Source organism: Tropicimonas isoalkanivorans (genome assembly GCF_900112335.1).
Taxonomy (GTDB): Bacteria; Pseudomonadota; Alphaproteobacteria; order Rhodobacterales; family Rhodobacteraceae; genus Tropicimonas; species Tropicimonas isoalkanivorans.
On record NZ_FOLG01000014.1, the window covers coordinates 52,060 to 77,757 of the forward strand.

Here is a 25,698-nt window from a genome sequence, read left to right on the forward strand (position 1 = left end):
TCAATCGGTGTCGGGCCGCTGCCGGATTTTCGCGTGTCGTCCCCGGGTCGCGCGCAATTCCTAGTCGACGGTCGCATCGGCGCGCAAGGGGAAGCGGGCAGCGCGTGTTTCAGTTTGATCTCGACGCACCTTTCGGAAACTCTCGAACGAAAACACGGGGAGACGGCGATGTTCGATGCGACAATACTCTGGTCCTGGGCCGAATTCGCGGTGCGATGGCTGCACGTGATCGCCGGCATCGCCTGGATCGGATCTTCGTTCTACTTCATCGCCCTCGATCTGGGCCTGCGGAAAGCGCCCGATCTGCCGCAAGGCGTTCATGGCGAGGAGTGGCAGGTCCACGGTGGCGGCTTCTACCATATCCAGAAATACCTGGTGGCCCCGGAGCGGCTTCCTGACCACCTGATCTGGTTCAAATGGGAAAGCTACACCACCTGGCTCAGCGGCTTCGCGATGCTGGTGCTCGTGTACTATTTCGGTGCGGACCTGTTCCTGGTGGACCCGACCGTGCTGGACATGCCGTCCTGGCTGGCGATCCTGATCTCCCTCTTCTCGCTCGGCCTCGGATGGCTCGCTTACGACCGCATCTGCAAGTCGCCGTTCGGCGAAGACAACACCAAGCTGATGCTTCTGCTCTACCTGATCCTGGTCGTTCTGGCGTTCGCCTACACACACATCTTCTCGGGGCGGGCGGCTTTCGTGCACTTGGGCGCCATAACGGCGACCGTGATGTCGGCAAACGTGTTCTTCATCATCATTCCGAACCAGAAGATCGTGGTGGAGGATCTGAAGGCCGGCCGGGTGCCCGACGCCAAGTACGGCAAGATCGCCAAGCAGCGGTCGACCCACAACAACTACCTGACGCTGCCGGTCGTCTTCCTCATGCTGTCGAACCACTACCCGCTTGCCTTCGCCGGCGACTGGAACTGGGTGATCGCGAGCCTGGTGTTCCTGATGGGTGTGACGATCCGCCATTATTTCAATACCCTGCACGCCAGCGACTTTCCGAAAAAGGGGCCGATCTGGACCTGGGGGGCCACGGCGCTGCTCTTCGCGGCAATCGTCTGGCTCTCGATGGCCCCGCTCTATGACGCTGACGAGGGCTGGGAAGAAAGCGCGCTCAGCCCCGCGAGCCAGCGATTTGCGGAGGCCGAAGGGTTCGAGGAGGCGGTCGACATCGTCATGGGCAACTGCTCGATGTGCCACAGCCCGGAACCCGGCTGGGAGGGGATCACCGCCCCACCGAAGGGCGTGAAGCTGGTGACGCAAAGCGACGTGGCACGCCATGCGCCGGAAATCTATCTGCAGGCCGGTGTCACCCACGCGATGCCGCCGGGACGGGCGAACTTCATGGCGCCGGAGGACCGAGCGAGTCTGGTTCGCTGGTATCGAGCGGGTGCCGAGGGCTGACCTCTGCCCTCATTCACTGGTGGGGGAGGGCGCACTCAGCACCTTCTTGTGTCGAAAAATATCCCCGCCGGAGGCACGATTTTTCGTCCGAAAAATCGCCCGCGCGCACCGCGCGCGGCCTGGCCCAACCGGAGGAGGCGCATCTTTGATGCGTTGACACCGGGCGGGAGAGCCGCGATGCCAGCTCCGCTGGCTCAGTTTTCCGCCCGAAACCCCGCCTCTGCCATCAACCGGTTGGAGGCAGTTTCCACGACCCGCTCAAGATGCTGCATGAACGGCTTCACCTCCATGCCAGGTGAAATCGGCTCCAGGAACTCCACAACCGCCAGCCCCGGTTTGCGCAGGATGCCGATGCGCGGCCAGAAGACACCCACATTCGTTGCCGCCGGGATGCAGTCCTGCTCCAGTTGCTCATAGAGCACCCCCGCCCCGATCTTGTAACTTGTGACAGCGCCGGGGGCGACGCGCGTGCCCTGGGGATAGATGATGAGCTGACCCGCTTCCGCGCTTCCCGCCGCGACACCCTCTTTCATCTGCCGGATCGCCTCGGCGCGTTTGCCGCGGTTAACCGGTACGCATCCGATGAGGTACGCGTACCAGCCGACGATGGGCACCCATTTCAGCTCCGCTTTCATGATGAATTTCGGCCGCGGCACGGCGGAGACGATGAGGATAATGTCGAAGAAGGACTGGTGTTTGGACGCGATCAGGCATTCCTCCGTCGGAACCTCGCCGCGCACCTCCGACCGCAGGCCGACCATCCAGCTCGCGGTCCATCTCACCCAGCGGCACCATGTGCGGCAGGCGGTATAGGCGTAGGGGCGGTGGACCAGCGCGAAGGGCGTGAAGGCCACCGCCATGAGGGCCAGCATCAGATACATCTGTCCGACGAAGACCAGGGAGCGGAGGTATTGGATCATGTCAGGTCGTTTCCCGAAGTTGTCGGAACGCGGCCAGCCGCGTCGCTCCGAAGGCCACCAGCGCCACCACGGGCGGAACCAGCAGGGGCAGGAGCCACTGTGCGCCCGCGAAGCCCAGCCCGGTCAGAAAGCCACCGGCGGCGTCGGCCCGGGGCAGGGCCGCGACGGCCGCCATCCCCAGGAGCGTTCCGGCCAGCGCGCCGGTCAGCGCCCGCACGGTGAAGCGCCGCACGAAGGCGCGCGCGATGAAGGTGTCGAGCGCGCCCACCAGCCTGAGTGTGGCGATGACGCGGGCATTGGCGGCAAGCGCCGCCTGCGCGGCGAGCGTAATCATCGCCGCCGTCGCGGCGGAGATCAGAAAGAGCGAAAAGAGCCCCAGCGTCCGAAGCCGCCCCGCGGCCCGAACCAGCGGCCGGCGCCACTGGGTATGATCGTCGAAGAGCGCGCCCGGCGCTTCCCCGGCCAGTCGCGCGCGCAGCCCGGCGGCATCGACGCCGTCCGCGGTCTCCACCACCTCGATCAGCGCCGGAACGCGGAGCCTGTCCAGCGGCAGTTCCGGGCCGAACCACGGCTCGAGCAGCTCGCGGCGTTCGGCATCCGTGAGCGGTCGGGCTTCGGCCACGCCGGGGGTGGTGCGCAGCACATCGAGCGCGGCGGCGACCTGTTCGTCTTCCTGTCCGGCCGGCGCCGAGATCCGGACGGTCGCAGTGCGTGCCAGCGCCTCGGACCACCGGCTGGCGAGCCGGTCGGTGGCCAGCGACAGGGCGAGCGCGAAGACAGCGAGGAACGCCATCGCCGCGGAGGTAAAGACCGTCAGCCGTGCAGTATAACCCGTGGGCGGCACCACCCGGTCGGCCCCGGTGTGCCCGGTGAGTAGCTCGGCAAGGTCAGCGGCCCGGATCACAGGTCCGCTCCCGCGAGTTGCAGCGAGCGGTTCGAGATCCGCAGGACGCGCGTGGGCACCTGCGACTTGGCCGCCCTGATGAAATTGAGATCGTGGGTGGCGATGAGCACGGTCTTGCCGAGTCGGTTCAACTCGACGAGCAGTTGCAGAAGCCGCAGCGACATTTCCCAATCCACGTTGCCCGTCGGCTCGTCGGCAAGGATCAACTCGGGGTCCATAATGACGGCCCGCGCGAGCGCGGCGCGCTGGCGTTCCCCGCCCGACAGCTCCGGCGGTCGCGCGCCTGCGCGCGCCTTCAACCCCACCCAGCCCAGCAATTCCTGAAGGTTCTGCGCCTCGCCGGACGGGTCGCGACCCGCCACCGTGAGCGGCAGGGACAGGTTCTCGGTCAGGGGCAGGTGGTCAAGGAACTGGCACTCCTGGTGCACCACCCCAATGCGGCGGCGGGAGTGGGCGATGTCGTCTCGGCCCATGCCCGACACATCCCGCCCGAAAACGCTCAGCCGGCCGCGGGTGGGCATCAGCTCCATGTAGCAGAGCTTCAGCAACGTCGACTTGCCCGCGCCCGACGGCCCGGTCAGGAAGTGGAACGACCCGGGCGCAAGACGCAGGCTGACGTCCGCCAGCAGCGCGTCGTTGCCGTAGGAATAGGCTACGTTTTCAAACTCGATCACGGATGGGCCGTCCCTGTGGATGTGCCGCCCGTTCTGCCCGAGGTGAGACCGGGTTTCAACGGTCCGCATCCCTCGACCGGCGCAATCCCCCTGAACGCTTTGAAGTTGCTCCCGCCGCTGCTACAACTCCGCGAAACCATTGAGCGGCGGGCGCGGCCAGCGCCTGCGTCGAGAGGACGTCATGAGGCTCATCTGTCCGAATTGCGGGGCGCAATATGCCGTCGACGACCGGGTGATTCCGGAGGCCGGGCGTGACGTTCAATGTTCGAACTGCGGCAACACCTGGTTCCAGCGTCATCCCAACCACGATCAGGACCTCGCCGAGGAATTGACCTGGGAGCCCGCGCAAAGCGCCCCGGTGCCTGAGCGTCCGCAAATCCGCCCGGTTGAGGGCGACTTGCAACGCCCGCCCGAATCCGTGGTTGACCGGGAAACGGAGCCCGAAGGTGAGGCGCCAGAACGCGTCGAGGACGAGGCGGAAGGCGCAGAGCCAGAGACGGCGGAGGCCCCCTCGCATGGGCCGGAACCTGACCTCTCCGGCATCGACCTTCCCCCCCGGCGTTACGTCGACGAGAGCGTTCTCTCCGTTTTGCGGGAGGAAGCGGAGCGCGAACATGCCGCCCGGAGGGCCGAATCCGGAACGTCCGAATACCAGCCCGATCTAGGTGTGCCGCCGCCAGACGTCGGTCCGCATTACGGGACGGCGGAGTACACCGATACGGGCGATCTTTACGGCGAGGAAGACGGCGACGCGGAGCTCAAGCGCGCCCTTCGCGCCTCGCAACGGCGGGGGCGCCTGCCCGACGTCGAACAGATCACATCCACGCTCGAGCCGTCCGAGGCGGAGGCGCATGTCCGTGCGGAAGATCCGCGAGCGCGGCGCCAACGCAGGCGTGGGGCGCGCATCGGCTATGGGCTGGCATTTTTGGCGTTCGGCCTTGCGGCGCTGGTCTACACACGGTCGGAGCGTATCGCGTCCGCCGTGCCGGAGACCGCCGCCCCGCTCGGGAGTTACGTCGAGAACGTCGATGCCGGCCGGCTCTGGCTGGACCGTACGCTGCGTGGCTTCGTCCCGTCCGACCGCGAAGTCGAAAGCGACGGCTAATCCATCAGGCGAGGCCGGCAGGGGACCGCGGGCATTGAGGTTTGCGGCGCATACCTCGTCCGTCACTTGGCAACACGATGGATAGAGTAGCCTGACAATGCTCCCCAGAGTCGCTGCGCGGCCGCACGTGTTTCTGCCGGTGCGAAAAGCCCTTGTCAGTCGCTGAGCAATATTCTACCCAATCCCGGACATTGAGTGAAATATCATTGCCGGAGAGAGACATGAGCTTCCGCATCCAGCCCGCCGCGCCCGCCCGTCCCAACCGCTGCCAACTGTTCGGCCCGGGATCGCGTCCGGCCATTTTCGAGAAGATGGCCACGAGCGCGGCGGATGTGATCAACCTCGACCTGGAGGACAGCGTGGCGCCCGACGACAAGGCGAAGGCGCGCAAGAACATCATCCAGGCCGTGGGCGACGTGGATTGGGGGAGCAAGACCCTCTCCGTGCGAATCAACGGCCTCGACACGCCGTATTGGTACCGGGACGTCGTGGACCTGCTGGAGCAGGCGGGGGACCGACTGGACCAGATCATGATCCCGAAGGTCGGCTGCGCCGAAGACGTCTACGCAGTCGATGCGCTGGTCACCGCAATCGAGCGCGCCAAAGGGCGCACGAAGCCCATCAGCTTCGAGGTCATCATCGAGACCGCCGCCGGAATTGCCCATGTGGAAGCCATCGCCGCCGCCTCTCCGCGGTTGCAGGCGATGAGTCTCGGCGCGGCGGACTTCGCGGCCTCCATGGGGATGCAGACCACCGGGATCGGCGGCACGCAGGAAAACTACTACATGGTCCGTGACGGCCAGAAATACTGGCCCGACCCGTGGCACTGGGCGCAGGCCGCCATCGTCGCCGCCTGCCGGACGCACGGCGTGTTGCCGGTGGACGGGCCGTTCGGCGACTTCTCCGACGACGACGGCTACATCGCCCAGGCGCGGCGTTCGGCGACGCTCGGGATGGTCGGCAAGTGGGCCATCCACCCCAAGCAGGTGGCGCTCGCAAACGAGGTGTTCACCCCGTCCGAAGAGGCCGTTGCGGAGGCGCGGGAGATCCTCGCCGCGATGGAAAAGGCAAAGGCCGAGGGGGCGGGCGCGACCGTCTACAAGGGCCGGCTGGTGGACATCGCCTCCATCAAGCAGGCCGAGGTGATCGTGAAGCAGTCCGAACTGATCGCAGGGTAGGCCGCCGGCGCGGGAGATTCGGTTTTGTGCGAGGGCGGGACCATGCGATCATCGCCCATTGCGCGAAACAGGAGGATTCCGCGATGCCGAAGCTTGTCGTGACCCACAAGGTGGATGATGTCGCCCACTGGCTTGCCTCTCCCAAACGCGAGGAGGTGTTCGCCGGGGTCGCGGAGGATATTCAAACCTACGTCAAACCGGGCGGCTCGAACGAGGTCGCCCTGACGATGACTATCACCGACATGGCAGCGGTCGAAGCGGTAATAAACAGTGAGGCCGGCGCGGAGGCGATGAAGTTCGACGGCGTCCACCCGGACACGATGGCGATCTACGTCGAGGGCTGACCGCCCGGGTGCCGTTACAACGCGCGAACGTTACGCTCCGCCAATCCGGCGGTGCCGCCTTTTGCGCTCGTCAGGTGGATCCATCCCGCGGCCGGAAAACCGCCGGGCCGTTGCAAATCGCCATCCGTACGCGCATATGGAGGCCGATCAGTACGGGAGCGGCGGCATGAATTACCTCGAATTCGAAAAACCTCTGGCCGAGATCGAGGGCAAGGCCGAGGAGCTTCGGGCGATGGCCCGGTCGAACGACGAGATGGACGTGGAGGCGGAAGCCGCCGCGCTCGACGCGAAGGCAGACGCGATGCTGGCCAACATCTACGGCAAGCTCACGCGCTGGCAGAAGTGTCAGGTCGCCCGGCACGCGGACCGTCCGCACTGCCGCGACTATATCGACGCGCTGTTCGACGAGTACACGCCGCTCGCGGGTGACAGGAACTTTGCCGACGATCACGCGGTGATGGGCGGCCTTGCGCGGTTCCGGGACCGGCCGGTGGTGGTGATCGGCCACGAGAAGGGCCATGACACCAACAGCCGGATCGAGCGCAACTTCGGCATGGCCCGACCCGAAGGCTACCGCAAGGCGATCCGCCTGATGCAGATGGCCGACAAGTTCAGCCTGCCGGTCGTGAGCCTCGTGGACACGCCGGGCGCCTACCCGGGCAAGGGGGCGGAAGAACGCGGCCAGTCCGAAGCGATTGCGCGCTCCACCCAAGCCTGCCTGACCATCGGCGTGCCGCTCGTTTCCGTCATCATCGGCGAAGGCGGCTCGGGCGGTGCGGTGGCCTTTGCCACGGCAAACAAGCTGGCGATGCTGGAGCATTCCATCTACTCGGTGATCTCGCCGGAGGGCTGTGCCTCCATCCTGTGGAAGGACGCCGAGAAGATGCGCGAGGCGGCCGAAGCCCTGCGGCTGACCGCGCAGGACCTGCTGGAACTGGGCGTGACCGATCTGGTTGTTCCGGAGCCCCGGGGCGGTGCGCATCGGGACAAGCTGACGGCCTGCACCAATGTCGGCAAGGCGATCGAGACGATGCTCGCTGACCTTCAGGGCCTGGACCGTGCCGCACTGATCTCGCAGCGCCGGCGGAAGTTCCTGGACATGGGAACCGCGGGAATCGCGGCCTGATCGGACACGTTCGAGCAGCGCAGGCGGCGTGAGTTTTCATTCTGCCTAATTGGAGTGCATTCGTATCCCATCCTGTTCTCCGGCTGTCTGGTGGGAAAATGTACTGCTCCTGCCTTGCCGCAATAGAATTTTCGTAATTCATCCCGGCGGCCTGCGTGCTAGCGTGCGCCGGAACAGGAATGAGGCCACGATGATCCAGACCCCCTATCTTCTTTTCCTCGGCGACGCGCCGGACCAACTGGCCGCGAAGGTCGCGCAGGGCATCAAGGACTGGCGCCCCGAGTTCGCCATCGGCCAGTTCCGGATGAACGGCTGCAAGGCCGACATGGGCCTGCCGGACATGACGCTTTCTGAGGCTCTGGAGGCCGGGGCCAAGACGCTGGTGATCGGCGTGGCCAACCGCGGCGGCGTGATCTCGCCTGAGTGGCGGCACGTGTTGGCAGAGGCTCTTCTGGCCGGGTTCGACCTGGCGTCGGGGCTGCACAACCTGCTGCGGGATGAACCGGAACTGGCAGAGATTGCCAAGGCCGAGGGCCGGGTGCTGCACGATGTGCGCGTGCCGTCGGTGAAATACCCGATCGCCAACGGCGTGAAGCGCAGCGGCAAGCGGTGTCTCGCCGTGGGAACGGATTGCTCGGTGGGCAAGATGTACACCGCGCTGGCAATGGATGCGGAGATGCAGGCGCGCGGCATGAAGGCCACGTTCCGGGCCACGGGGCAGACCGGCATCCTGATCACCGGCGACGGCGTGCCGCTGGACGCGGTCGTGGCGGATTTCATGGCTGGAGCCATCGAATGGCTGACGCCGGACAACGACGACGACCACTGGGACCTGATCGAGGGGCAGGGGAGCCTGTTCCACGCCTCCTATTCCGGTGTGACGATGGCGCTGGTGCACGGCGGGCAACCGGATGCGCTGATCCTGTGCCACGAGCCGACGCGGTCGCATATGCGGGGGCTGCCGGACTATGGCTTGCCGTCGCTGGAGGAGGTGCGGGACCTGTCCCTGGTGCTGGCGCAGCGGGTGAATCCGGCCGTGCAGGTGGTGGGCATTTCGGTCAACACGCAGCACATGAGCGAGCAGGAGGCCGAGAGCTACCTCTCCGACGTCGAGGCGCGCATGGGGCTTCCGGCGGTGGACCCGTTCCGCCACGGGGCCGGGCGCCTTGTGGATGCGCTGGCCGTCCTCGACTGACGTAGGGGCGCAGGGCTGTGCGGGGGCAAGAGTCTTCTTGCCTCCGGCGGGGATATTTTCGGACACAAGAAGCCGCAGGCAGGGAGCGGACGATGCAATTGGACGTAACGGCGGATGTGTTTCGCCTCGCACAGACATTCACGATCGCACGCGGGTCGAAGACGGAGGCGCAGGTCCTGACGGTGACAGCGCGGGACGGCGACGCGAGGGGGTGGGGCGAATGCGTGCCCTATGCGCGCTACGACGAAAGCCTCGATAGTGTTCGGGCTCAGGTCGAGGGATTGCCGGACACGCTGTCGCGTCAGTCCCTGCAGACCCTTCTGCCGCCCGGGGCGGCGCGAAACGCGGTGGACTGTGCTCTTTGGGATCTGGAAGCGAAGGCCGCAGGCGTTCCGGCGTGGACGCTAGCGGGGCTTGCCCAACCGGGTCCGATGGTGACGGCCTACACGTTGTCGCTCGACAGCCCCGATGCGATGCGGGCCCAGGCGAAGGCCAATGCGCACCGGCCGCTGCTGAAGATCAAGCTCGGAACGCCCGACGACATGCCCCGGCTGCAGGCCGTCCGGGCAGGCGCGCCGACCTCCCGCATCATCGTCGATGCCAACGAGGGCTGGACGGTGGATGTCTATGCCGATCTCGCCCCGCATCTGTTGCGGTTGGGCGTGGCGATGGTGGAGCAACCCTTGCCGGCCGGCGACGACGCGGGTCTCGAAGGGCTGGAACGGCCGGTGCCGCTTTGCGCCGACGAGAGCGTGCACGACCGGGCCAGCCTGCCGGCGCTCAAGGGAAGGTACGACATGATCAATATCAAGCTCGACAAGACCGGCGGGCTGACGGAGGCGCTGGCCCTGAAAGCGGAGGCGGAGGCCGCAGGCTTCGGCATCATGGTGGGCTGCATGGTGGGCAGCTCGCTCGCCATGGCGCCGGCGGTGCTGGTGGCGCAGGGGGCAGCCATAGTGGATCTCGATGGGCCGCTGCTGTTGGCCGAAGATCGCGACACGCCACTGGTCTACGACGCGCAGGGTGTTCATCCGCCCGCGCCAGCGCTCTGGGGGTGACATGGTGGAAACGGCGATCATCTGGGACGCGGAATTCCTCACCGCACCGGGCGCGCCACAGCGGTTCTGGTGCGGACCGGACGATCCCGACCCCGTACTGGTCCAGATCGGAGCGGTGGCGCTGAACCTCACCGGGACCATCGGCCCGGCAGAGACATTCCAATGCGTCGTGATCCCGCGTGACCGGCACGGCGCGCCGTACGCACTCAGTGAGTTCTTCACCCGGCTGACGGGAATCACCTCCGACCGGGTCGCCGAAGAGGGCCTGGAGCTGCCAGAGGCTCTGTCGCGGTTCGATGCCTTCACCCAGGGTGCACCGATCTGGGCCTGGGGGACCGACGAACTGAACGCCGTCGCGGTCAGCTGTTACCTGTCCGGCATCGCCGCGCCGATCCCCGCCACGCGCTTCGGCAACGCGCCGACGCTGTTCAAGACCGCGGGGATTCCGGTGGAGGACATCCACAAACTGCGGTCGAACACGCTCTGCGACTATTTCGGCATCGATCAGCCCGAGGCGCGCGCCCATGACGCGTTATCCGACGCCACCGGAACGGCACTGGCACTGCCACATCTGCTTCGGCAGGGCCACCTGGGCGCGGACGATTTCGCCCTGCCTGCTTGACCTTTCATTCGCCGCAGCCCTTAAAAGCGGGCAACACACGACAGGAGACAAGACCATGAGCCGGATCGTCTATGTGAACGGAGAGTACCTCCCGGAGGAGGAGGCGACGGTTTCGGTCTTTGACCGCGGGTTTCTGTTCGCGGACGGTGTGTACGAAGTGACATCGGTTCTGGGTGGCAAGCTCATCGACTTCGACGGGCACTTCCAGCGGCTGAAGCGCTCGCTGGCCGAGCTCGACATGCCGGCGCCGGCGGCCATGGACGACCTCTTGGAGATCCACCGCGAGCTGGTGGCGCGCAACGAGATCGAGGACGGGCTGGTCTACCTGCAGGTCACGCGCGGGGCGCCGGCGGACCGCGATTTCGCCTATCCCGGCGAAGACGTTGCGCCCACGCTGGTGCTTTTCACCCAGTCCAAGCCCGGTCTGGCCGACAGTCCGGCCGCGCGGGCGGGGATCAAGGTGATTTCCATCGACGACATTCGCTGGGGCCGGCGGGACATCAAGACGGTGCAACTCCTCTATCCCTCCATGGGCAAGATGATGGCCAAGAAGGCGGGCGCAGACGATGCCTGGATGGTCGAGGATGGGTTCGTGACTGAGGGGACGTCGAACAACGCCTATATCGTCAAAGGCAAAAAGATCATCACCCGGAACCTCGGCAACGAGATCCTGCACGGGATAACCCGCGCCGCCGTGCTCCGGTTCGCTCGCGAAGCGCAGATGGAGGTGGAGGAACGCCCCTTCACCATCGAGGAAGCGAAGGGGGCCGACGAAGCGTTCTTCACCTCGGCCTCGGCCTTCGTCATGCCGGTTGTGAGCATCGACGGTGTCATGCTGGGAGACGGCACGCCCGGACAGCTGACCAAGCGCCTGCGGGAAATCTATCTCGACGAGAGCCGCAAGACCGCGAGCTGACGCTCGCCTCAGGGCTGGTAGGTGTAGGTCAGGCAGCCGCTTCCGCCGTCAAAATCGGTGACCTGCGGGCGGCGGATCCGGTCGGGCAACTCGAAGTCGGCACAGACGCGAAAAGCGCGGTCGGACAGGCGCTCGTATCTGTAGGGCGCGCCGGTAAACGGGTCCGCCAGGCGCAGGTCGCTCGGCGCGCCGATCATGCTGTCGAGCGCCTCCGGCAGGGTGCCCGATTCGGCATTTGCAGCCGCGCGGACCGTGGTCGCCACATCCCGCAGATCCGAGAGCCGCGTTCGGTCGCGCTCCTCCATGCGGCCGGTTTCGGGACCGCCGGTGATGCGCACCCCGAGCACGATCAGCAGAACGACGAGCAGCGCGAGGGAGAGGCGGGCGAGGGTGTCAGGGCGCATCCTCGGTCTCCGACGTGACGCCCCGCAGATACAGCAGCACGAGCCCGGCCGTCGCGGCGACAAGGGCGGTCTTGGCCACGAAGCGGCTCGTCAGGTCTCCGTTCAATAGCGCGAAGATCAGTGCCACGGTGTCCCCCAGCAGCACGATCACGGCGAGGAACAACGTGATGTAGCCGAACCACTTGCGCACCGCGGAGCGGCGGCGGCTGCGGTCGGCCTGCGCGCCGGTCTCGACCCGCTGGCTTATGACGAGAAAGACCGGGAAGAACACGACGAGATATGCGATGGACCAGCGCATCGAGGTCAGGCTTCGAGTGCCGTCGCCATCCGTCACGTCAGGGAGCCAACGGTCGATGAGGTCGAAGCCAAGGATCGTGACGTTGACGCAAACGACGAGGAGTGCGGCAAACAGCAGGCCGTAGACGAAGGCCTCCCGCGCGGAAACAACCGTGCGCGGTCGGGGGACGGGCGGCACGAAAGCGCTGTCGGCCCAGGCGTGAAGGGCCGTGTCGATCTCGCTTTCGCTCCAGCCCGCCGTGCGGAGTTCGGCTGCGATGGTCTGCCTGTCATGCCCCGAGGCCAGGGCCGTTCCGACGAATTCGGAAAGCTGGTCCGATGCGCGCACCTTGCCGCCTCCCCAGTGTTATCATGCCGCTAGATAGGCACGGCACGCCGCACCGCAACCCCCGGTGCCGGGGTCAGACGGTGTCGCGCGGGCCGACGTTTTCGCGAAATGCCTTCTCGAACTCGGCCTGTTTCTCGGCGCTGCTTTCCCCCTGATAGCGGTCCTTCCACGCGTCATAGGGCATTCCGTAGAAAACCTCCCGGCTCTCGGCCTTGTCCATCTCGATGCCGCGTTCGGCCGCGGCTTCCTGGTACCAGCGGGACAGGCAGTTCCGGCAGAATCCGGCGAGCGTCATCAGGTCGATGTTCTGTACGTCCGGGCGATCCGTCAGCAGGTGTTCACGCAGGCGGCGGAACGTGGCGGCCTCGATTTCCGTCCGGGTCTGGTCATCCATCGTCACTCTCTCCCTTTGTGTGGACTGTCAGGCGTTGCAGTCGGTGAGCGCGCCTTGCAGCAGCGGTGCGATGCGCCGGCCCCACGCTTTCTGTTGCTCGACAGTTTCGATCAGGTCCTGCCGGACTTCCAGCAGGACATGGGGCCGATCGTGCCCGAGCGCATGACGGTCGATCGAATCACCGGGCTGATGGCCGGCATAGGGCTCGTTGTCGCCGACGCAGATGTCCGGCTCCCCCTCCAGCCGCGCAATCAGCGCCAGCGAGAGCGCGTTCTGCGGCGGCGAATGCAGAATCGCGACGTGCCACGGGCGGGGCGGGCGCCCGCGCAGTTGCGGCGTGAAGGAGTGCACCGCCAGAATCACCCGGTCGCTCCGGCCGGCTGCGATGCGCCCGAGTTCGGCATGGTAGGGGCGGTAGCACAGCTCCTTGCGCCGTTCGATTTCGGCGCAATCCGCATGCCGGTTCCCCGGAATGATCGTCCCGTCGTAAAGTTTCATCAGCAGCGTCGGGTCGTCTTCGCCCCGGTTGGGGTCGATCACCAGCCGCGAAAAGTTCGACGTGATGAGCGGCGCCGACAGCGCGTCCGCGATCGTATGGGCCACGCCCGCGGCGCCGGGGTCGTAGGCGATGTGCCGCGACATCTCGGATTGCGGCAGGCCGAGCGTGCCGCCGTTGATTTGCGGCGGGACGGTATTGGTTGCATGATCGCAGGTGACGAGCCAGCGGCTGTCGCGATCCTCTCCGGCGGTATGAAAGGCGTGATATGTCATAGGGGCGTGAAGTTTCGTTCGCCTGGGTGTAAGGCGTCAGAAGACAAAGGGCCAGAGCCCGGCGGGGTGGCGTTTTCACAAGTTTATCGCTAACGCTCGGCCAGGACCTCGCATCATACAGAAAGGTTGCCCCATGAGACGGATGCGCAATGTGAAGATCGTGGCCACCCTTGGCCCCTCTTCGGACGATTACGATACGATCCGGCGGTTGTTCGAGATCGGCGTGGACGTCTTTCGGCTCAACATGAGCCACGGCAGCCAGGAAGAGATTCGCGAGCGCCACACGATCATTCGACAGATCGAGCAGGAACTGGGCCGGCCGATCGCGATCCTGGCCGACCTTCAGGGGCCGAAACTTCGCGTGGGGGTGTTCGCAGGCGATTCCGAGGAACTGGTCGAAGGGGCGACCTTCCGGATGGACCTGGACGAAGCCGAAGGCGATGCCAGCCGGGTCCGCCTGCCGCACCCGGAGATTTTTGCCGCCCTGCAACCGGGCGCCACGCTGCTCGTCAACGACGGCAAGATTCGTCTCCGTGTCGAGAAATGCGGCGAGGACTTCGCCGACTGCATCGTCGTGACCGGCGGCACCATCTCCAACCGCAAGGGCGTCAACGTGCCCGATGTCGTCCTCCCGCTGGCCGCGCTGTCGGGCAAGGACAAGTCCGACCTGGAGTTCGTCTGCGAGCTTGGCGTCGACTGGGTGGCGTTGTCTTTTGTCCAGCGTCCCGAGGACGTGCTCCAGACGAAGGAACTGGTGGCCGGTCGGGCGGCTGTTCTCTCCAAGATCGAAAAGCCTGCCGCGGTCGAGGCGTTCGACGAAATCCTCGCTGTTTCCGACGGGATCATGGTGGCTCGGGGCGACCTGGGCGTGGAACTGCCCGTGCAAGCGGTGCCCCCGATCCAGAAGCGCCTGATTCGCGGGGCGCGTGCCGCGGCCAAGCCGGTGATCGTCGCCACGCAGATGCTGGAATCGATGATCGAAAGCCCGATGCCCACCCGCGCGGAGGTCTCCGACGTCGCGAACGCTATCTACGAGGGCGCCGACGCCGTGATGCTGAGCGCGGAATCGGCGGCTGGCGCCTATCCGCTCGAAGCAGTCCGCACGATGAACGCGGTCGCCGAGGAGGTGGAAAAGGGCGAGATGTATCGCAGCATCATCGAATCCGCCCGTGACGTGGAACGCAAGACGACAGCTGACAGCATCGTCGCCTCGGCCCGCGAAATCGCGGAAAACATGGGCGTTCGCGCAATCTGCTGCTTCACCCACTCCGGCACCACCGCGCTCAAGACCGCACGCGAACGGCCTCGAGTGCCGATTCTCGCCCTGACACCTTTCACGGCGACCGCCCGCAGGCTGTGCCTGTCCTGGGGCGTGAACTGCTTCATGACCCACGGTGATGTGAGCCGGTTCAAGATGGCCGTGGTCTCCGCCGCCCGCGCCGCTCGCCAAGGACAGTTCGCGGATTCCAACGACACGGTCGTGGTGGTTGCGGGTGTTCCTTTCAACATTCCGGGATCAACCAACATCCTTCGTGTGGCGCCCTGCGATGAAAGGTTGATTTTTAATACAGATCCGGAATAATCGAACGAGGGGCGTATCGCGGAGGCAACTTTTGTGAACATCGACCCAGATCTCGTATTCGTCGTCGGGATCATCCTGGGTGCCGCTGCATTTCCAGCCCTTCTCAATTCCTTTACTCACGGGCGAGCACCCAAGGTGACGGCGCTGCTTTTCTTGGCGTCGTTCTCGATGATTACCTACTCTGTCGTCCAACGTCCGTCCGGTTACGCTGTCGCGGAGCTGCCGGGCGTCTTCAAACGCGTCTTGACCCACACGGTGAACTGACCGCCAGCGGCGCCCCTCCGGGCGCCGTTTTTCCCTTGCCAGTCGTGGCAACTGTGCCTATACGCGCGGCTTCAACCGTTGCGGCGGGCCAGATGTGGCATGCCTGCCCCAGCGACGCGACCGATCCAGTAAGGGAGCTGTCAAATGCCCAAGATGAAGACGAAATCCGGTGCGAAGAAACGGTTCAAGGTAACCGCCACCGGCAAGATCAAATCCGCCCAGGCCGGCAAGCGCCACGGAATGATCAAGCGTTCCAACAAGTTCATTCGCGACGCTCGCGGTACCATGGTCCTCTCCGAGGCCGATACCAAGATCGTCAAGAAATACATGCCCTACGCGCGCTGAAGGAGGCTTGAGAAATGTCCCGAGTCAAAGGCGGAACCGTCACCCACGCCCGGCACAAGAAGGTCATCAAGGCCGCGAAAGGCTACTATGGCCGCCGGTCCACGAACTTCAAGACCGCGACGCAGGCGGTCGACAAGGCCAACCAGTACGCAACCCGCGACCGCAAGGCCCGCAAGCGCCAGTTCCGTGCGCTTTGGATCCAGCGAATCAACGCGGCCGTGCGGGAGCATGACGAGGCGCTGACCTATTCGCGTTTCATCAATGGCCTCGGCAAAGCCGGCATCGAAGTGGACCGCAAGGTCCTCGCCGACCTCGCCGTGCACGAACCCGAAGCGTTCGGCACCATCGTGGAGAAGGCGAAGGCCGCGCTGGCCTGACCTCTCTCACGATCGAAAATCGACGCCCCGCCGGCTATCGCCGCGCGGGGCATTTTTTCTGCCCGCCTGAAGCCGCGAAGCCACTCGCCCCAGGCGGATGCTCGTTCGTACTCTCGGTGAGTGATGAACCTCAGGACCTGCGCATCCCAGTAGGCCGGCCAGAGCTGTCATCGGGACGGCGGCCGCCCGTTCTGCTTCACGGGGTCAGTGCTCCGGCGTGGTCCACTCCGCCTCGGGCACATTGCGACGACGCAGGCGCACGGCCAGCCCCGCGGCGATCCCCACGCCGATGGCCACCGTAAGATCGGTGAGAACCGTCAGAACGAGCGTCAGGATCAGCAGAACCTTGTCGGCGGTGCGCTGGTTGAGATGACTGCGCCACTTGTGCGGCTCGGTCATGTTCCAGGCGGTCAGGCACAGCAGACCGGCCAGCGCGGGCATCGCGAGATACCCGGCAAGCGGCGCCGCGACCATCATGATCGCCAGGATCGTCAGGGCGTGCACGAGGCCCGCCACCGGCGTGCGCCCGCCTGCGCGGACGTTCGTGGCCGTGCGGGCGATGGCGCCGGTCGCGGGCAGGCCGCCGAACAGCGCCGAGCCGATATTCGCCCACCCCTGTGCAAAGATCTCCGCGTGGGAGCGGTGCCGGCTGCCGACCATTCTGTCTGCGACCATCGCTGACAGCAGGGATTCCACGCCTGCCAGGAAGGCGATGACGAAGGCCGACGGCAGGAGTTCCCGGATTCGCGACACATCCAGTGGCGGCAAATGCGGCATCGGCAGGCGGTCGGGCAGCGCCCCGAACCTGTCGCCGATCGTGTCCACCGGAAGGTTGAACCACGCCACTGCGGCAGACGTGGCCGCCACCGCGAGAATGAGTCCGGGAAACCGGGGAAAGAGGTTCCGCAACCCGATGACGAGCGCCATGGTCGCAAGCCCAATGCCGAAGCTCCACGGGGCGAAGGTGTCCCGCGCCGCCCAGAGCGCCGGGATCTTCTCCACGAAGTCTGCAGGAACCGCGTCCATCGACAGGCCGAACAGGTCCTTGAGCTGGCTGGCCCCGATGATGATGGCAATGCCGATGGTAAAGCCGTCGATCACCGGCTCCGGCACGAAGGCAATGAGATTGCCCGCCCGCAACGCCCCGGCGCCGAGCAGGATCAGCCCTGCCATGAACGTCGCCAGCACCAGTCCGTCGTAACCGTGCTGCGCGATGACCCCGTAGACGACCACGATGAACGCGCCGGTCGGCCCACCGATCTGCACCCGGCTTCCGCCGAGCAGGGAAATGATGAACCCGCCCACTACGGCCGTCACCAGCCCGACGGCCGGCTCCGCCCCGGAGGCGATGGCGATTGCGAGGCTGAGCGGAATGGCGACCATCGCCACGGTCAGTCCTGCCAGCAGGTCTGCGAGGAACAGCGCGCGGCTGTACTCCCGGAGTGTCGTGAGAATCTTGGGCTTCATGGGCACGCTCTATCGGCTCGCTCCGGGAATGGACAAGCGGCATTCCGTCCCCGTGCCCTGCGCCCGCCACTTGCCATCGGGCGCGCATGTGATACCCACGCGCGCATCAATTGCGGCGCCGCATGTGTTCGGCGGGGCGTTCTGACGGACGGGAGCCAGCCATGGAAGAGCTGAGGCAGAAATACATCGCGGCGATTGCCGAAGCCGCCGACGAAGGCGCGCTGGAGGCGCTTCGGGTTCAGGCCGTGGGCAAGAAGGGCGAAGTCAGCCTGAAGATGCGCGAACTGGGCAAGATGAGCCCGGAGGAACGCCAGGTCGCCGGCCCCGCGCTCAATGCGCTGAAGGACGAGATCAATTCCGCCCTGGCCGCGAAGAAGACCGCGCTCGCCGACGTGGCGCTGGAGGCGCGGCTCCGGGACGAATGGCTCGATGTGACGCTTCCCGCCCGGCCGGTGCGGCGCGGTACGATCCACCCCATCAGCCAGGTGACGGACGAAGTCACGGCAATCTTCGCGGACATGGGTTTCGCCGTCGCCGAAGGCCCGCAGGTCGAGGACGACTGGCACAACTTCGACGCCCTGAACATCCCCGGCCACCACCCCGCACGCGCGGAGATGGACACGTTCTACATGGCCCGCGCCGAGGGCGACACACGCCCGCCGCATGTGCTGAGAACCCACACCTCGCCAGTGCAGATCCGGTCCATGATGAAGCACGGCGCGCCGATCCGGATCGTCTGCCCGGGCCGGGTCTATCGCTGCGACTACGACCAGACGCACACCCCGATGTTCCATCAGGTCGAAGGGCTGGCGATCGGCAAGGACATCTCCATGGCCAACCTGAAATGGGTGCTGGAGGAGTTCTTCACCGCTTTCTTCGGCACCGAGGTGCGCACCCGTTTCCGCGCCTCCCACTTCCCCTTCACCGAACCCTCGGCGGAGGTGGACATCCAGTGCTCGTGGGAGGGCGGCACCGTCAAGGTGGGCGAGGGCGACGACTGGTTGGAGGTGCTGGGCTCCGGCATGATCCACCCCAAGGTGCTCACGGCGGGCAACATCGACCCGGTGGCCTGGCAGGGATTTGCCTTTGGCATCGGGATCGACCGGCTGGCGATGCTGAAATACGGCATCCCGGACCTGCGCGCCTTCTTCGACAGCGACCTGCGCTGGCTCCGCCACTACGGCTTCGCGGCGCTGGACGTGCCCACCGTGCACGGCGGTCTGAGCCGCTAAAGCAGCGCAAGGGCGGTGAGAGGTCCGCCCTTGCTCGCCATTGGCACGTGTCGGCCACCGACACCGGCGTCCCGGAGCGAAACCCGCCGGGAGCCGGACAGCGAGGCTGGACCGCGTGCACGGCCGGCCCGGCGACGGCGGTTACCGCGCCGGAACACTCATGAAAACGCCGCCCCCACGCCGTTCGCCCCGCCGGACTTCGCCACAACCGCTCCGTTGCGGGCCAACCCGAAATCCTCGGTGGTCGCATCGTTCCAGGGCTTCTGTCAGGGTGACGATGGGCGTCGGGCGGTCGGCGCTATTAGGTGACAGATCCGCCGACCAGGCGCCCGTGAGCGTGGCCGCCGCGATCACGGCCAAAAGGGCCATCAACAAATGCTCACTGGAACTATTGACCACACCGAACAAAACAACTCTCCCGTACTTCCGATACCGATAGCATTTCGCAAACGATCGTTGAAAATTCGCTAAATGTTCTCATTTTTTTCCGGGCCCATTCTGGTACTCCATAAAAGTTCGGCCGCGCGCTCTCGGCGCGCGGCCGAACACCGCTGCACAACTCAGTGGTCAGGTTCTTTCGAAGCAGGCGACAGCCACGGCACGAGGTCGCCGATCGGCGTGTTCCAGTACCGCGCCGGATTAAGCTGGCACAGAGCGCGGTTCAGAGCCGGATCATCGAAAAACGCGCGACAGTCGAACCTGCCGGCGGTCTGGAGCCCTGATTTCGGTTCTGTGGTCAGAAACCCCATTGCCGTCAGGATCAGAAGCCCCAGGGCCAAGGGCTTGGCCACGTTGCCCACATAACTGGCGATTGCCGACATGGCGCTCACCTTTCTTCACTCGTTACGGCCCCCACCGAACGTGATCCTCTTGCGGCGGAAATGTGGCGAAAAAGTGGCAAACGTGGCGCAAACGTGGCGACAATGCCGGCCGATTGTTTGCGCTTCGGCACCGGCCGCGCCGGCACACCCGCCCCTTCACCCGACCGCCCGGATGGGCTAAGGACACGCGACTTCTGAACCTTGCGGGGGCTCGACCCATGAAATTCACGCTGTCCTGGCTGAAGCATCACCTGGAAACCGAGGCGACGGTGGACGAGATCGTCTATGCGCTGACCGACCTCGGGCTCGAGGTGGAGGGGGTGGAGAACCCCGCCGAGCGGCTTGCGGACTTTACCATCGGCAAGGTGAAGACGGCGGAGAAGCACCCCGACGCGGACAAGCTGCGCGTGTGCCAGGTGGAAACCGACGAGGGCGTCTTGCAGATCATCTGCGGAGCGTCCAACGCGCGGGCCGGGATCACCGTCGTCGTGGCCAAGCCGGGCACCTACGTGCCGGGCATCGACACCACCATCGGCGTGGGCAAGATCCGCGGTATCGAGAGCTACGGCATGATGTGCTCGGAGCGTGAGATGGAACTCAGCGACGAGCATTCCGGTATCATCGAGCTGCCCTCGGGCGAAGTCGGCCAGAGCTTCACCGACTGGCTGGCCGAGAACCAGCCGGAAAAGGTGGACCCGGTAATCGAAATCGCCATCACGCCCAACCGCCCCGACGCGCTCGGTGTCGAGGGCGTGGCGCGCGACCTGGCCGCGCGCGGGCTGGGGCGGCTGATCCCGCACGAGGTGGAGCCGGTGCCGGCGTCCTTCGTCTCTCCGCTCGACGTCACGATCGACGCGGACACGGCCGACGGCTGCCCGCTGTTCTGCGGCCGTCTGATCCGGGGCGTGAAGAACGGACCCTCGCCGCAGTGGCTGCAAGACGCGCTGCGCGCCATCGGGCTCCGTCCGATCAGCTTCCTGGTCGATGTGACCAACTTCTTCACCTACGACCGCAACCGGCCGCTGCACGTGTTCGATGCCGACAAGGTGACGGGCAACCTGCGGGTGCACCGGGCAACCGGGGGCGAGACCCTGCAGGCGCTGGACGAAAGGACGTACACACTCCAGCCGGGCCAGATTGTCATCTCCGACGACACCGGCCCCGAGAGCATCGCCGGCATCATGGGTGGGCTTGCCACCGGCTGCACCGAGGAGACGGTCAACGTCTTCGTCGAAAGCGCCTACTGGGACCCGATCCAGATCGCCTACACGGGCCGCGCGCTGAAGATCAATTCCGATGCGCGTTACCGCTTCGAGCGCGGGGTGGACCCGGCCTTCACCCCCGTCGGGCTGGAGCACGCGGTGCGGATGATCGTCGACCACGCGGGCGGGGAGGCCAGCGAGGTGGTGATCGCCGGGGCGGTGCCCGACACCGACCGCGCCTACCGGCTGGACAGCAAGCGGGTCGAGAGCCTCGTCGGCATGGAGATCCCTGCGGAGACGCAACGCGCCACGCTTACCGCGCTCGGCTTCCGGCTGGAGGGCGACATGGCGCACGTACCGAGCTGGCGGCCAGACGTGCAGGGGGAGGCCGACCTTGTGGAGGAAGTGGCCCGCATCGCCTCGCTCACCGGTCTTCAGGGCAAACCGATGGGCCGCGCGCAGCCGGGCGTGCCCGAGCCGGTGCTGACGCCCATGCAGCGCCGGGAGAGCATGGCGCGGCGGACGATCGCGGCGCTGGGCTACAACGAATGCGTGACCTATTCCTTCGTCGACGAGGCGGCGGCGTCGCTCTTCGGCGGTGGCGGAGAGGCGACGCGGCTGGAAAATCCGATCTCCTCGGAGATGAGCCACATGCGGCCCTCGCCGCTTCCGGGCCTGTTGCAGGCTGCGGCTCGCAACCAGGCGCGCGGGTTCGCGGATCTGGCGCTATTCGAGGTCGGCCCCGCCTTCCACGGTGGTGAGCCGGGGGAGCAGACCCAGGCCGCCGTCGGGCTGCTGGTGGGTTACACCGGCCCGCGCGACGTGCACGGCGCCCGGCGCGCTGTGGACACCTTCGACGCGAAGGCCGACATCGAGGCCGTCCTTGCCGCCGCCGGCGCGCCGGCCAAGGTGCAAGTCCGCCGCGACGTGCCCGGCTGGTTCCACCCCGGCCGCTCCGGCGTGATCTGCCTGGGCCCGAAGAAGGTCCTCGGGGTGTTCGGCGAGCTGCATCCGAAGGTGCTCGACGCGCTCGACGTGAAAGGGCCGGCGGTGGCGTTTTCGGTCGATCTTGCCGCCATTCCCTTCCCCAAGGCGAAAGGCGCCAATCGCGGCGCGCTGGAACTGGCGGACCTGCAGGCGGTCGAACGGGACTTCGCCTTCGTGCTGGATACGCGGGTGGAGGCTCTGGATCTGGTGAACGCCGCCGCCGGGGCCGACAAGGCGCTGATCGAGGAGGTGCGCGTCTTCGACGAGTTCCACGGGCCGAAGGCCGAGGCGCAGATGGGGGAGGGCAAGAAGTCCGTCGCCATCACCGTGCGCCTGCAGCCGAAGGAAAAGACGCTGACCGAGGACGAGATCGAAGCCGTGAGCCGCAAGGTGATCGAGAAGGTCGGAAAGGCCACCGGCGGCGTGCTGCGTGGCTGAGTAAACGGGGGCCGCGTGCCGCGTTGATTTAGCTCATGGCGCGCGGTGCACCCGGTCGCTACCGTCGACGTGGGAGCTACCTCGGGGGTGTGTATCTCACTGTATCGATGGGTGGGGCTCCGCAAGTGAGCGTCCCTGAGATTTCAGGGGCGCTCCGATTGTTCCCATGACATTCGTCTCCCCCGGGGCGCGCTCCGGTAGCGACGCCAGCGCGCGTCAGTCCCGCGCCGGCACGTTCAACCCCCTCTGGACCGCGGGCCGCGCCACGAACCTGTCGCGATACGCCTCGACGGCCGGGAAGTCGCTCCACCCGATGTCCTTCAAGGCGCCGTAGCCGGTCTCCAGGCTTCGGATCCAGGGGCCAATGGCGATGTCGGCAATGGAGAAGTCGCCCGCGATCCAGTCCCGGTCGGCCAGTTGGCCATCCAGAACGCCGAGCAGCCGCCGGACCTCGCCGAGATAGCGCTCAAGGGGGCGGGCGTCTTCGATGGCTTTGCCGCCGAACGCATAGAAATAGCCGAACTGCCCGAACATCGGCCCGACCCCGCCCATCTGGAACATCAGCCACTGGGTGACCACCGCCCGGTCCCGCGCCGTCGTGCCGATCAGCTGTCCGGTCTTGTCGGCGAGGTAGAGCAGGATCGCCCCGGACTCGAACAGCCCGATCGGTGCGCCGTCCGGCCCGCCCGGGTCGATGATCGCCGGGATCTTGCCGTTCGGGTTCAGCGATTCGAACTCCGGGCTTTTCACGTCGGACTCCGCAAGCGTCACCTTGTGTGCCTCGTAGGGCAGGCCCAACTCCTCCAGAGCGATGGAGATCTTCACGCCGTTCGGCGTGGGGAAGGAGTAAAGCTGAATGCGGTCCGGGTGCTGCGCCGGCCACCGCTGCGTGATCGGAAACTGCGACAGGTCGGTGGCGCGGGGTAGGCTGTGCTCGGTCATGTCGGCTCCTTGGGGTACCAACCCGATTTAGGCGGCACGACGCGGAATGAAAGCCCGGGGTCTGTGCGCGGATGCACGGGGGCCGGTGCATCGGCCTGCATCCCGCAAAGAAAAAACCCCCGACCGGGCCGGGGGTTTCACGACTGGCGTTCGCCGCGTCGTCTCAGTCGCGCCTTGGCGGCGCCGTGGGTCTCACCCTGTCCTCAGAGGAGCCCTTCGCGCTGCGCTTTCTTACGCGCCAGCTTGCGTGCACGGCGAATAGCCTCGGCTTTCTCGCGCGCCTTCTTCTCGGAAGGCTTCTCGAAGTGCTGCTTGAGTTTCATCTCGCGGAAGACGCCTTCGCGCTGCAGCTTCTTCTTCAGTGCGCGGAGCGCCTGATCGACATTGTTGTCGCGAACACTGACCTGCATGTGGTTGTCACCACCTTTCCTGTTAGAGTTGCATCTGATTGCAGGAAGTGGCCGTATAGCAAAGGCAAACGGCCATGTCCATATTGACATTGAGCCAATCGCCAGCAGGGGAAGACCGATGAACGAGACCGAAACCGCGACCGCCACGGAGCCGCAAGACAAGATCCGGGAGCGGCTTCTGGACGCGGCCATGGTGCATGTGGCTTTCGACGGCTGGAGCGAGGCAACGTTCCGCGCGGCCTGCCGCGATGCCGGTGTGGATGCGTCGGTCGCGCGCATGGTCTGCCCCCGCGGCGGGGTGGACCTGGCGCTGGCCTACCACGAACGCGGCGACCGGCTGATGCAGGAGCGGCTGGAGCGGGAGGACCTGCCCACGATGCGCCTGCGGGACCGGATCGTTCGCGCCGTGCGGACCCGGATCGAGGTGATCGACGACAAGGAGGCGGTGCGGCGCGGCTCCACGCTGCTCACCTTGCCGCAATACGCCGGCGATGGTGCGCAGGCGATCTGGTCCACGGCCGACCGGATCTGGAATGCCCTTGGGGACGACTCCGACGACCTCAACTGGTACACCAAGCGCGCCTCCCTCTCTGGCGTGTATTCCAGCACCGTTCTCTACTGGCTGGGCGACGACAGCGCCGGCAACGAGGCGACATGGGCCTTTCTCGACCGGCGGGTCGGCAACGTGATGCAGCTCGAGAAGGTGCGGGCGCAGATGACCGGAAACCCAGTGCTCAAACGGCTCTTCGCGGGGCCGAACTGGATTCTGGGAAAGGTGCGGGCGCCCGGTGCCCCCAACGAGGTCCCCGGAAGCTGGGCAGAGGACCGTCCCGCCCGCGGTGCCGCCTTTCGTCATCGCTAAGGGGCGATTGAATCTCCGCTGACGCAGGTTCAAAAGCATCGCGAGACACAAAGGAGCCCCGCGATGACCCTGCCCGAAATGATGCGCGCCGTAGAAATCAGCGAGCCCGGCGGACCGGAGGTGCTCAAACCGACGCACCGCCCGGTGCCTCAGCCGGGCCCCGGTGAGATCCTCATCCGCGTGCGGTGGGCCGGGGTGAACCGTCCCGACGCGCTCCAGCGGGCCGGCAGCTACAAGGCGCCGCCGCAGGCAAGCGACCTGCCCGGGTTGGAGGCCTCTGGCGAGGTCGCGGCCGTCGGCCCGGAGGTCTCCGGCTGGTCCGTGGGGGATGCCGTCTGCGCGCTCCTTCCGGGCGGGGGCTACGCCGAATTCGCGGTCACGCCCGCGGCCCACGCTCTGCCGGTGCCGGACGGCATGGACCTGCGGGAGGCCGCCTGCCTGCCCGAAACCTTCTTCACCGTCTGGTCGAACGTGTTCCAGCGCGGCGGTCTGAAGGCTGGCGAAACATTCCTCGTTCACGGCGGCAGCTCCGGCATTGGAACCACTGCGATCCAGCTTGCGTCCCACTTCGGCGCGCGGGTCTTCGCCACGGCGGGCACGGCCGAGAAATGCGCTGCCTGCGCCAAGCTGGGGGCCAAGCGCGCGATCAATTACCGCGAGGAGGATTTCGTGGAGATCCTGCGCGGCGAGGGCGGGGCCAACCTGATCCTCGACATGGTCGGCGGCGACTATATTACGCGCAACGTGAAGTCCCTGGCGGACGACGGCCGGCTGGTGATGATCGCGTTCCTTCAGGGGCCGAAGGTGGAGTTGAACTTCGCCCAAGTCATGCTCCGCCGGCTCACGATCACCGGTTCGACCCTGCGCCCGCAATCCGACTTCGCCAAGGCCCGGATCGCCGACAGCCTGCGCGACAGGGTCTGGCCGCTGCTCTCGAACGGGGAAATCGCGCCGGTCATGGATTCGGAATTTGCCCTCGAAGATGCGGCCAAGGCTCACGCGCGCATGGAAAGCTCCGGTCATGTTGGAAAGATCGTGCTGCGGATCTCCTGATAGCGGTCGCATTTTTCATTTCGCGATTGTCACGGGCCGCGCGTAGGTTTCTCGCGCTGGCCCGGCCATG

At 66.1% G+C, this 25,698-nt stretch carries 28 protein-coding genes; 17 read left to right on the forward strand and 11 right to left on the reverse strand.

Annotated features, from left to right (window positions below; translation table 11 throughout):
* The first annotated feature begins 168 nt into the window (after positions 1–168).
* On the forward strand, positions 169–1,410 hold the full coding sequence (locus BM075_RS18930) for a urate hydroxylase PuuD (protein ID WP_093362263.1): 1,242 nt from the start codon (positions 169–171) through the stop codon (positions 1,408–1,410).
* Positions 1,411–1,604: 194 nt separating this feature from the next.
* Here the strand turns inward: BM075_RS18930 and BM075_RS18935 are convergent, their stop codons facing one another.
* Genes BM075_RS18935 through BM075_RS18945 form a run of 3 tightly spaced genes read right to left on the reverse strand, consistent with a single transcriptional unit; the run spans position 1,605 to position 3,908 of the window.
* Positions 1,605–2,330 carry a lysophospholipid acyltransferase family protein gene (locus tag BM075_RS18935; RefSeq protein ID WP_093362264.1) on the reverse strand — a complete coding sequence of 242 codons (726 nt, stop codon included), beginning with the start codon at positions 2,328–2,330 and terminating at the stop codon, positions 1,605–1,607.
* A gap of 1 nt (position 2,331) precedes the next feature.
* Entirely contained in the window at positions 2,332–3,234 is a 903-nt protein-coding gene (locus tag BM075_RS18940) for a cell division protein FtsX (RefSeq protein WP_093362265.1), read from the reverse strand.
* Positions 3,231–3,908, reverse strand: coding sequence for a cell division ATP-binding protein FtsE (locus BM075_RS18945; RefSeq protein ID WP_093362346.1), 678 nt, complete (start codon positions 3,906–3,908; stop codon positions 3,231–3,233). The genes BM075_RS18940 and BM075_RS18945 overlap by 4 nt, the downstream gene beginning before the upstream one ends.
* 181 nt (positions 3,909–4,089) lie before the next feature.
* Between BM075_RS18945 and BM075_RS18950 the strand changes: the two genes are divergently transcribed.
* From BM075_RS18950 to BM075_RS18985, 8 genes are all read left to right on the forward strand, one after another.
* Positions 4,090–5,013, forward strand: a complete 924-nt coding sequence (locus BM075_RS18950) for a zinc-ribbon domain-containing protein (RefSeq protein WP_093362266.1) — start codon at positions 4,090–4,092, stop codon at positions 5,011–5,013.
* Between the two features lie 221 nt (positions 5,014–5,234).
* Positions 5,235–6,191 (forward strand): L-malyl-CoA/beta-methylmalyl-CoA lyase, encoded by a 957-nt coding sequence (locus BM075_RS18955; RefSeq protein ID WP_093362267.1) that lies wholly within the window; start codon positions 5,235–5,237, stop codon positions 6,189–6,191.
* A gap of 83 nt (positions 6,192–6,274) precedes the next feature.
* Positions 6,275–6,535, forward strand: coding sequence for a hypothetical protein (locus BM075_RS18960; RefSeq protein ID WP_143089913.1), 261 nt, complete (start codon positions 6,275–6,277; stop codon positions 6,533–6,535).
* 166 nt (positions 6,536–6,701) lie between these two features.
* The gene (locus tag BM075_RS18965; RefSeq protein ID WP_093362347.1) at positions 6,702–7,661 is read left to right on the forward strand and encodes an acetyl-CoA carboxylase carboxyltransferase subunit alpha; all 960 of its coding nucleotides are present in this window, start codon (positions 6,702–6,704) and stop codon (positions 7,659–7,661) included.
* A 190-nt stretch (positions 7,662–7,851) separates the two neighbouring features.
* Positions 7,852–8,856: an N-acetyltransferase DgcN gene (gene dgcN / locus BM075_RS18970; protein ID WP_093362269.1), complete on the forward strand. Its 1,005-nt coding sequence runs from the start codon at positions 7,852–7,854 to the stop codon at positions 8,854–8,856.
* A gap of 92 nt (positions 8,857–8,948) precedes the next feature.
* Complete coding sequence (dgcA, locus tag BM075_RS18975) at positions 8,949–9,914, forward strand: N-acetyl-D-Glu racemase DgcA (RefSeq protein WP_093362270.1); 966 nt, start codon at positions 8,949–8,951, stop codon at positions 9,912–9,914.
* Position 9,915: 1 nt separating this feature from the next.
* Complete coding sequence (locus BM075_RS18980; protein ID WP_218152879.1) at positions 9,916–10,536, forward strand: 3'-5' exonuclease family protein; 621 nt, start codon at positions 9,916–9,918, stop codon at positions 10,534–10,536.
* A 55-nt stretch (positions 10,537–10,591) separates the two neighbouring features.
* Positions 10,592–11,452, forward strand: a complete 861-nt coding sequence (locus tag BM075_RS18985) for a D-amino-acid transaminase (protein WP_093362271.1) — start codon at positions 10,592–10,594, stop codon at positions 11,450–11,452.
* A gap of 8 nt (positions 11,453–11,460) precedes the next feature.
* Here BM075_RS18985 and BM075_RS18990 read toward each other — a convergent pair whose 3' ends face one another.
* From BM075_RS18990 to BM075_RS19005, 4 genes are all read right to left on the reverse strand, one after another.
* On the reverse strand, positions 11,461–11,856 hold the full coding sequence (locus BM075_RS18990; RefSeq protein ID WP_093362272.1) for a hypothetical protein: 396 nt from the start codon (positions 11,854–11,856) through the stop codon (positions 11,461–11,463).
* The gene (locus BM075_RS18995) at positions 11,846–12,481 is read right to left on the reverse strand and encodes a DUF5671 domain-containing protein (protein WP_093362273.1); all 636 of its coding nucleotides are present in this window, start codon (positions 12,479–12,481) and stop codon (positions 11,846–11,848) included. Before BM075_RS18995 ends, BM075_RS18990 begins: the two co-directional genes overlap by 11 nt.
* Before the next feature lie 73 nt (positions 12,482–12,554).
* On the reverse strand, positions 12,555–12,875 hold the full coding sequence (locus BM075_RS19000; protein WP_093362274.1) for a DUF1244 domain-containing protein: 321 nt from the start codon (positions 12,873–12,875) through the stop codon (positions 12,555–12,557).
* 27 nt (positions 12,876–12,902) lie between these two features.
* Positions 12,903–13,646: an N-formylglutamate amidohydrolase gene (locus BM075_RS19005; RefSeq protein ID WP_093362275.1), complete on the reverse strand. Its 744-nt coding sequence runs from the start codon at positions 13,644–13,646 to the stop codon at positions 12,903–12,905.
* A gap of 133 nt (positions 13,647–13,779) precedes the next feature.
* Here BM075_RS19005 and pyk point away from each other — a divergent pair, with 133 nt between their 5' ends.
* The 4 genes from pyk to rplT all read left to right on the forward strand — a co-directional run bounded on the left by pyk (position 13,780) and on the right by rplT (position 16,214).
* Positions 13,780–15,228, forward strand: coding sequence for a pyruvate kinase (gene pyk / locus BM075_RS19010; RefSeq protein ID WP_093362276.1), 1,449 nt, complete (start codon positions 13,780–13,782; stop codon positions 15,226–15,228).
* A gap of 33 nt (positions 15,229–15,261) precedes the next feature.
* A complete protein-coding gene (locus BM075_RS19015; protein WP_093362277.1) occupies positions 15,262–15,492 on the forward strand; it encodes a hypothetical protein in 231 nt (76 codons plus the stop codon).
* A gap of 144 nt (positions 15,493–15,636) precedes the next feature.
* Positions 15,637–15,837, forward strand: coding sequence for a 50S ribosomal protein L35 (gene rpmI, locus BM075_RS19020; protein ID WP_093362278.1), 201 nt, complete (start codon positions 15,637–15,639; stop codon positions 15,835–15,837).
* 14 nt (positions 15,838–15,851) lie between these two features.
* A complete protein-coding gene (gene rplT / locus BM075_RS19025; RefSeq protein WP_093362279.1) occupies positions 15,852–16,214 on the forward strand; it encodes a 50S ribosomal protein L20 in 363 nt (120 codons plus the stop codon).
* A gap of 204 nt (positions 16,215–16,418) precedes the next feature.
* On the opposite strand, the gene BM075_RS19030 is transcribed toward rplT, so the two are convergent.
* On the reverse strand, positions 16,419–17,681 hold the full coding sequence (locus tag BM075_RS19030) for a SulP family inorganic anion transporter (protein ID WP_093362280.1): 1,263 nt from the start codon (positions 17,679–17,681) through the stop codon (positions 16,419–16,421).
* A 161-nt stretch (positions 17,682–17,842) separates the two neighbouring features.
* Here BM075_RS19030 and pheS point away from each other — a divergent pair, with 161 nt between their 5' ends.
* A complete protein-coding gene (pheS, locus tag BM075_RS19035) occupies positions 17,843–18,913 on the forward strand; it encodes a phenylalanine--tRNA ligase subunit alpha (RefSeq protein ID WP_093362281.1) in 1,071 nt (356 codons plus the stop codon).
* A gap of 560 nt (positions 18,914–19,473) precedes the next feature.
* Here the strand turns inward: pheS and BM075_RS19040 are convergent.
* Positions 19,474–19,734, reverse strand: coding sequence for a hypothetical protein (locus BM075_RS19040; RefSeq protein ID WP_093362282.1), 261 nt, complete (start codon positions 19,732–19,734; stop codon positions 19,474–19,476).
* A gap of 218 nt (positions 19,735–19,952) precedes the next feature.
* On the opposite strand from BM075_RS19040, the gene pheT reads away from it, so the two are divergent.
* Complete coding sequence (gene pheT, locus BM075_RS19045; RefSeq protein WP_093362283.1) at positions 19,953–22,361, forward strand: phenylalanine--tRNA ligase subunit beta; 2,409 nt, start codon at positions 19,953–19,955, stop codon at positions 22,359–22,361.
* A 216-nt stretch (positions 22,362–22,577) separates the two neighbouring features.
* Here pheT and BM075_RS19050 read toward each other — a convergent pair whose 3' ends face one another.
* Positions 22,578–23,303, reverse strand: coding sequence for a glutathione S-transferase family protein (locus tag BM075_RS19050; protein ID WP_093362284.1), 726 nt, complete (start codon positions 23,301–23,303; stop codon positions 22,578–22,580).
* Between the two features lie 203 nt (positions 23,304–23,506).
* A complete protein-coding gene (gene rpsU / locus BM075_RS19055) occupies positions 23,507–23,713 on the reverse strand; it encodes a 30S ribosomal protein S21 (protein WP_005614280.1) in 207 nt (68 codons plus the stop codon).
* 118 nt (positions 23,714–23,831) lie between these two features.
* On the opposite strand from rpsU, the gene BM075_RS19060 reads away from it, so the two are divergent.
* Together BM075_RS19060 and BM075_RS19065 are read left to right on the forward strand one after the other, a co-directional pair.
* On the forward strand, positions 23,832–24,575 hold the full coding sequence (locus tag BM075_RS19060; RefSeq protein WP_093362285.1) for a COQ9 family protein: 744 nt from the start codon (positions 23,832–23,834) through the stop codon (positions 24,573–24,575).
* Positions 24,576–24,644: 69 nt separating this feature from the next.
* Positions 24,645–25,628, forward strand: coding sequence for an NAD(P)H-quinone oxidoreductase (locus BM075_RS19065; RefSeq protein ID WP_093362349.1), 984 nt, complete (start codon positions 24,645–24,647; stop codon positions 25,626–25,628).
* Positions 25,629–25,698: the final 70 nt, after the last annotated feature.

Excerpts from the sequence above, each read along its gene's own strand:
- BM075_RS19060 (WP_093362285.1), top strand. The coding sequence starts at position 23,832 with ATGAACGAGACCGAAACCGCGACCGCCACGGAGCCGCAAGACAAGATC.
- BM075_RS19005 (WP_093362275.1), bottom strand. The coding sequence starts at position 13,646 with ATGACATATCACGCCTTTCATACCGCCGGAGAGGATCGCGACAGCCGC.
- rplT (WP_093362279.1), top strand. The coding sequence starts at position 15,852 with ATGTCCCGAGTCAAAGGCGGAACCGTCACCCACGCCCGGCACAAGAAG.
- BM075_RS19040 (WP_093362282.1), bottom strand. The coding sequence starts at position 19,734 with ATGTCGGCAATCGCCAGTTATGTGGGCAACGTGGCCAAGCCCTTGGCC.
- BM075_RS18980 (WP_218152879.1), top strand. The coding sequence starts at position 9,916 with ATGGTGGAAACGGCGATCATCTGGGACGCGGAATTCCTCACCGCACCG.
- pheT (WP_093362283.1), top strand. The coding sequence starts at position 19,953 with ATGAAATTCACGCTGTCCTGGCTGAAGCATCACCTGGAAACCGAGGCG.
- rpmI (WP_093362278.1), top strand. The coding sequence starts at position 15,637 with ATGCCCAAGATGAAGACGAAATCCGGTGCGAAGAAACGGTTCAAGGTA.
- BM075_RS18960 (WP_143089913.1), top strand. The coding sequence starts at position 6,275 with ATGCCGAAGCTTGTCGTGACCCACAAGGTGGATGATGTCGCCCACTGG.
- dgcA (WP_093362270.1), top strand. The coding sequence starts at position 8,949 with ATGCAATTGGACGTAACGGCGGATGTGTTTCGCCTCGCACAGACATTC.
- BM075_RS18950 (WP_093362266.1), top strand. The coding sequence starts at position 4,090 with ATGAGGCTCATCTGTCCGAATTGCGGGGCGCAATATGCCGTCGACGAC.
- BM075_RS18990 (WP_093362272.1), bottom strand. The coding sequence starts at position 11,856 with ATGCGCCCTGACACCCTCGCCCGCCTCTCCCTCGCGCTGCTCGTCGTT.
- pyk (WP_093362276.1), top strand. The coding sequence starts at position 13,780 with ATGAGACGGATGCGCAATGTGAAGATCGTGGCCACCCTTGGCCCCTCT.
- BM075_RS18935 (WP_093362264.1), bottom strand. The coding sequence starts at position 2,330 with ATGATCCAATACCTCCGCTCCCTGGTCTTCGTCGGACAGATGTATCTG.
- BM075_RS19000 (WP_093362274.1), bottom strand. The coding sequence starts at position 12,875 with ATGGATGACCAGACCCGGACGGAAATCGAGGCCGCCACGTTCCGCCGC.
- BM075_RS18955 (WP_093362267.1), top strand. The coding sequence starts at position 5,235 with ATGAGCTTCCGCATCCAGCCCGCCGCGCCCGCCCGTCCCAACCGCTGC.
- BM075_RS18985 (WP_093362271.1), top strand. The coding sequence starts at position 10,592 with ATGAGCCGGATCGTCTATGTGAACGGAGAGTACCTCCCGGAGGAGGAG.
- BM075_RS19030 (WP_093362280.1), bottom strand. The coding sequence starts at position 17,681 with ATGAAGCCCAAGATTCTCACGACACTCCGGGAGTACAGCCGCGCGCTG.
- dgcN (WP_093362269.1), top strand. The coding sequence starts at position 7,852 with ATGATCCAGACCCCCTATCTTCTTTTCCTCGGCGACGCGCCGGACCAA.
- pheS (WP_093362281.1), top strand. The coding sequence starts at position 17,843 with ATGGAAGAGCTGAGGCAGAAATACATCGCGGCGATTGCCGAAGCCGCC.
- BM075_RS19050 (WP_093362284.1), bottom strand. The coding sequence starts at position 23,303 with ATGACCGAGCACAGCCTACCCCGCGCCACCGACCTGTCGCAGTTTCCG.
- rpsU (WP_005614280.1), bottom strand. The coding sequence starts at position 23,713 with ATGCAGGTCAGTGTTCGCGACAACAATGTCGATCAGGCGCTCCGCGCA.
- BM075_RS18930 (WP_093362263.1), top strand. The coding sequence starts at position 169 with ATGTTCGATGCGACAATACTCTGGTCCTGGGCCGAATTCGCGGTGCGA.
- BM075_RS18965 (WP_093362347.1), top strand. The coding sequence starts at position 6,702 with ATGAATTACCTCGAATTCGAAAAACCTCTGGCCGAGATCGAGGGCAAG.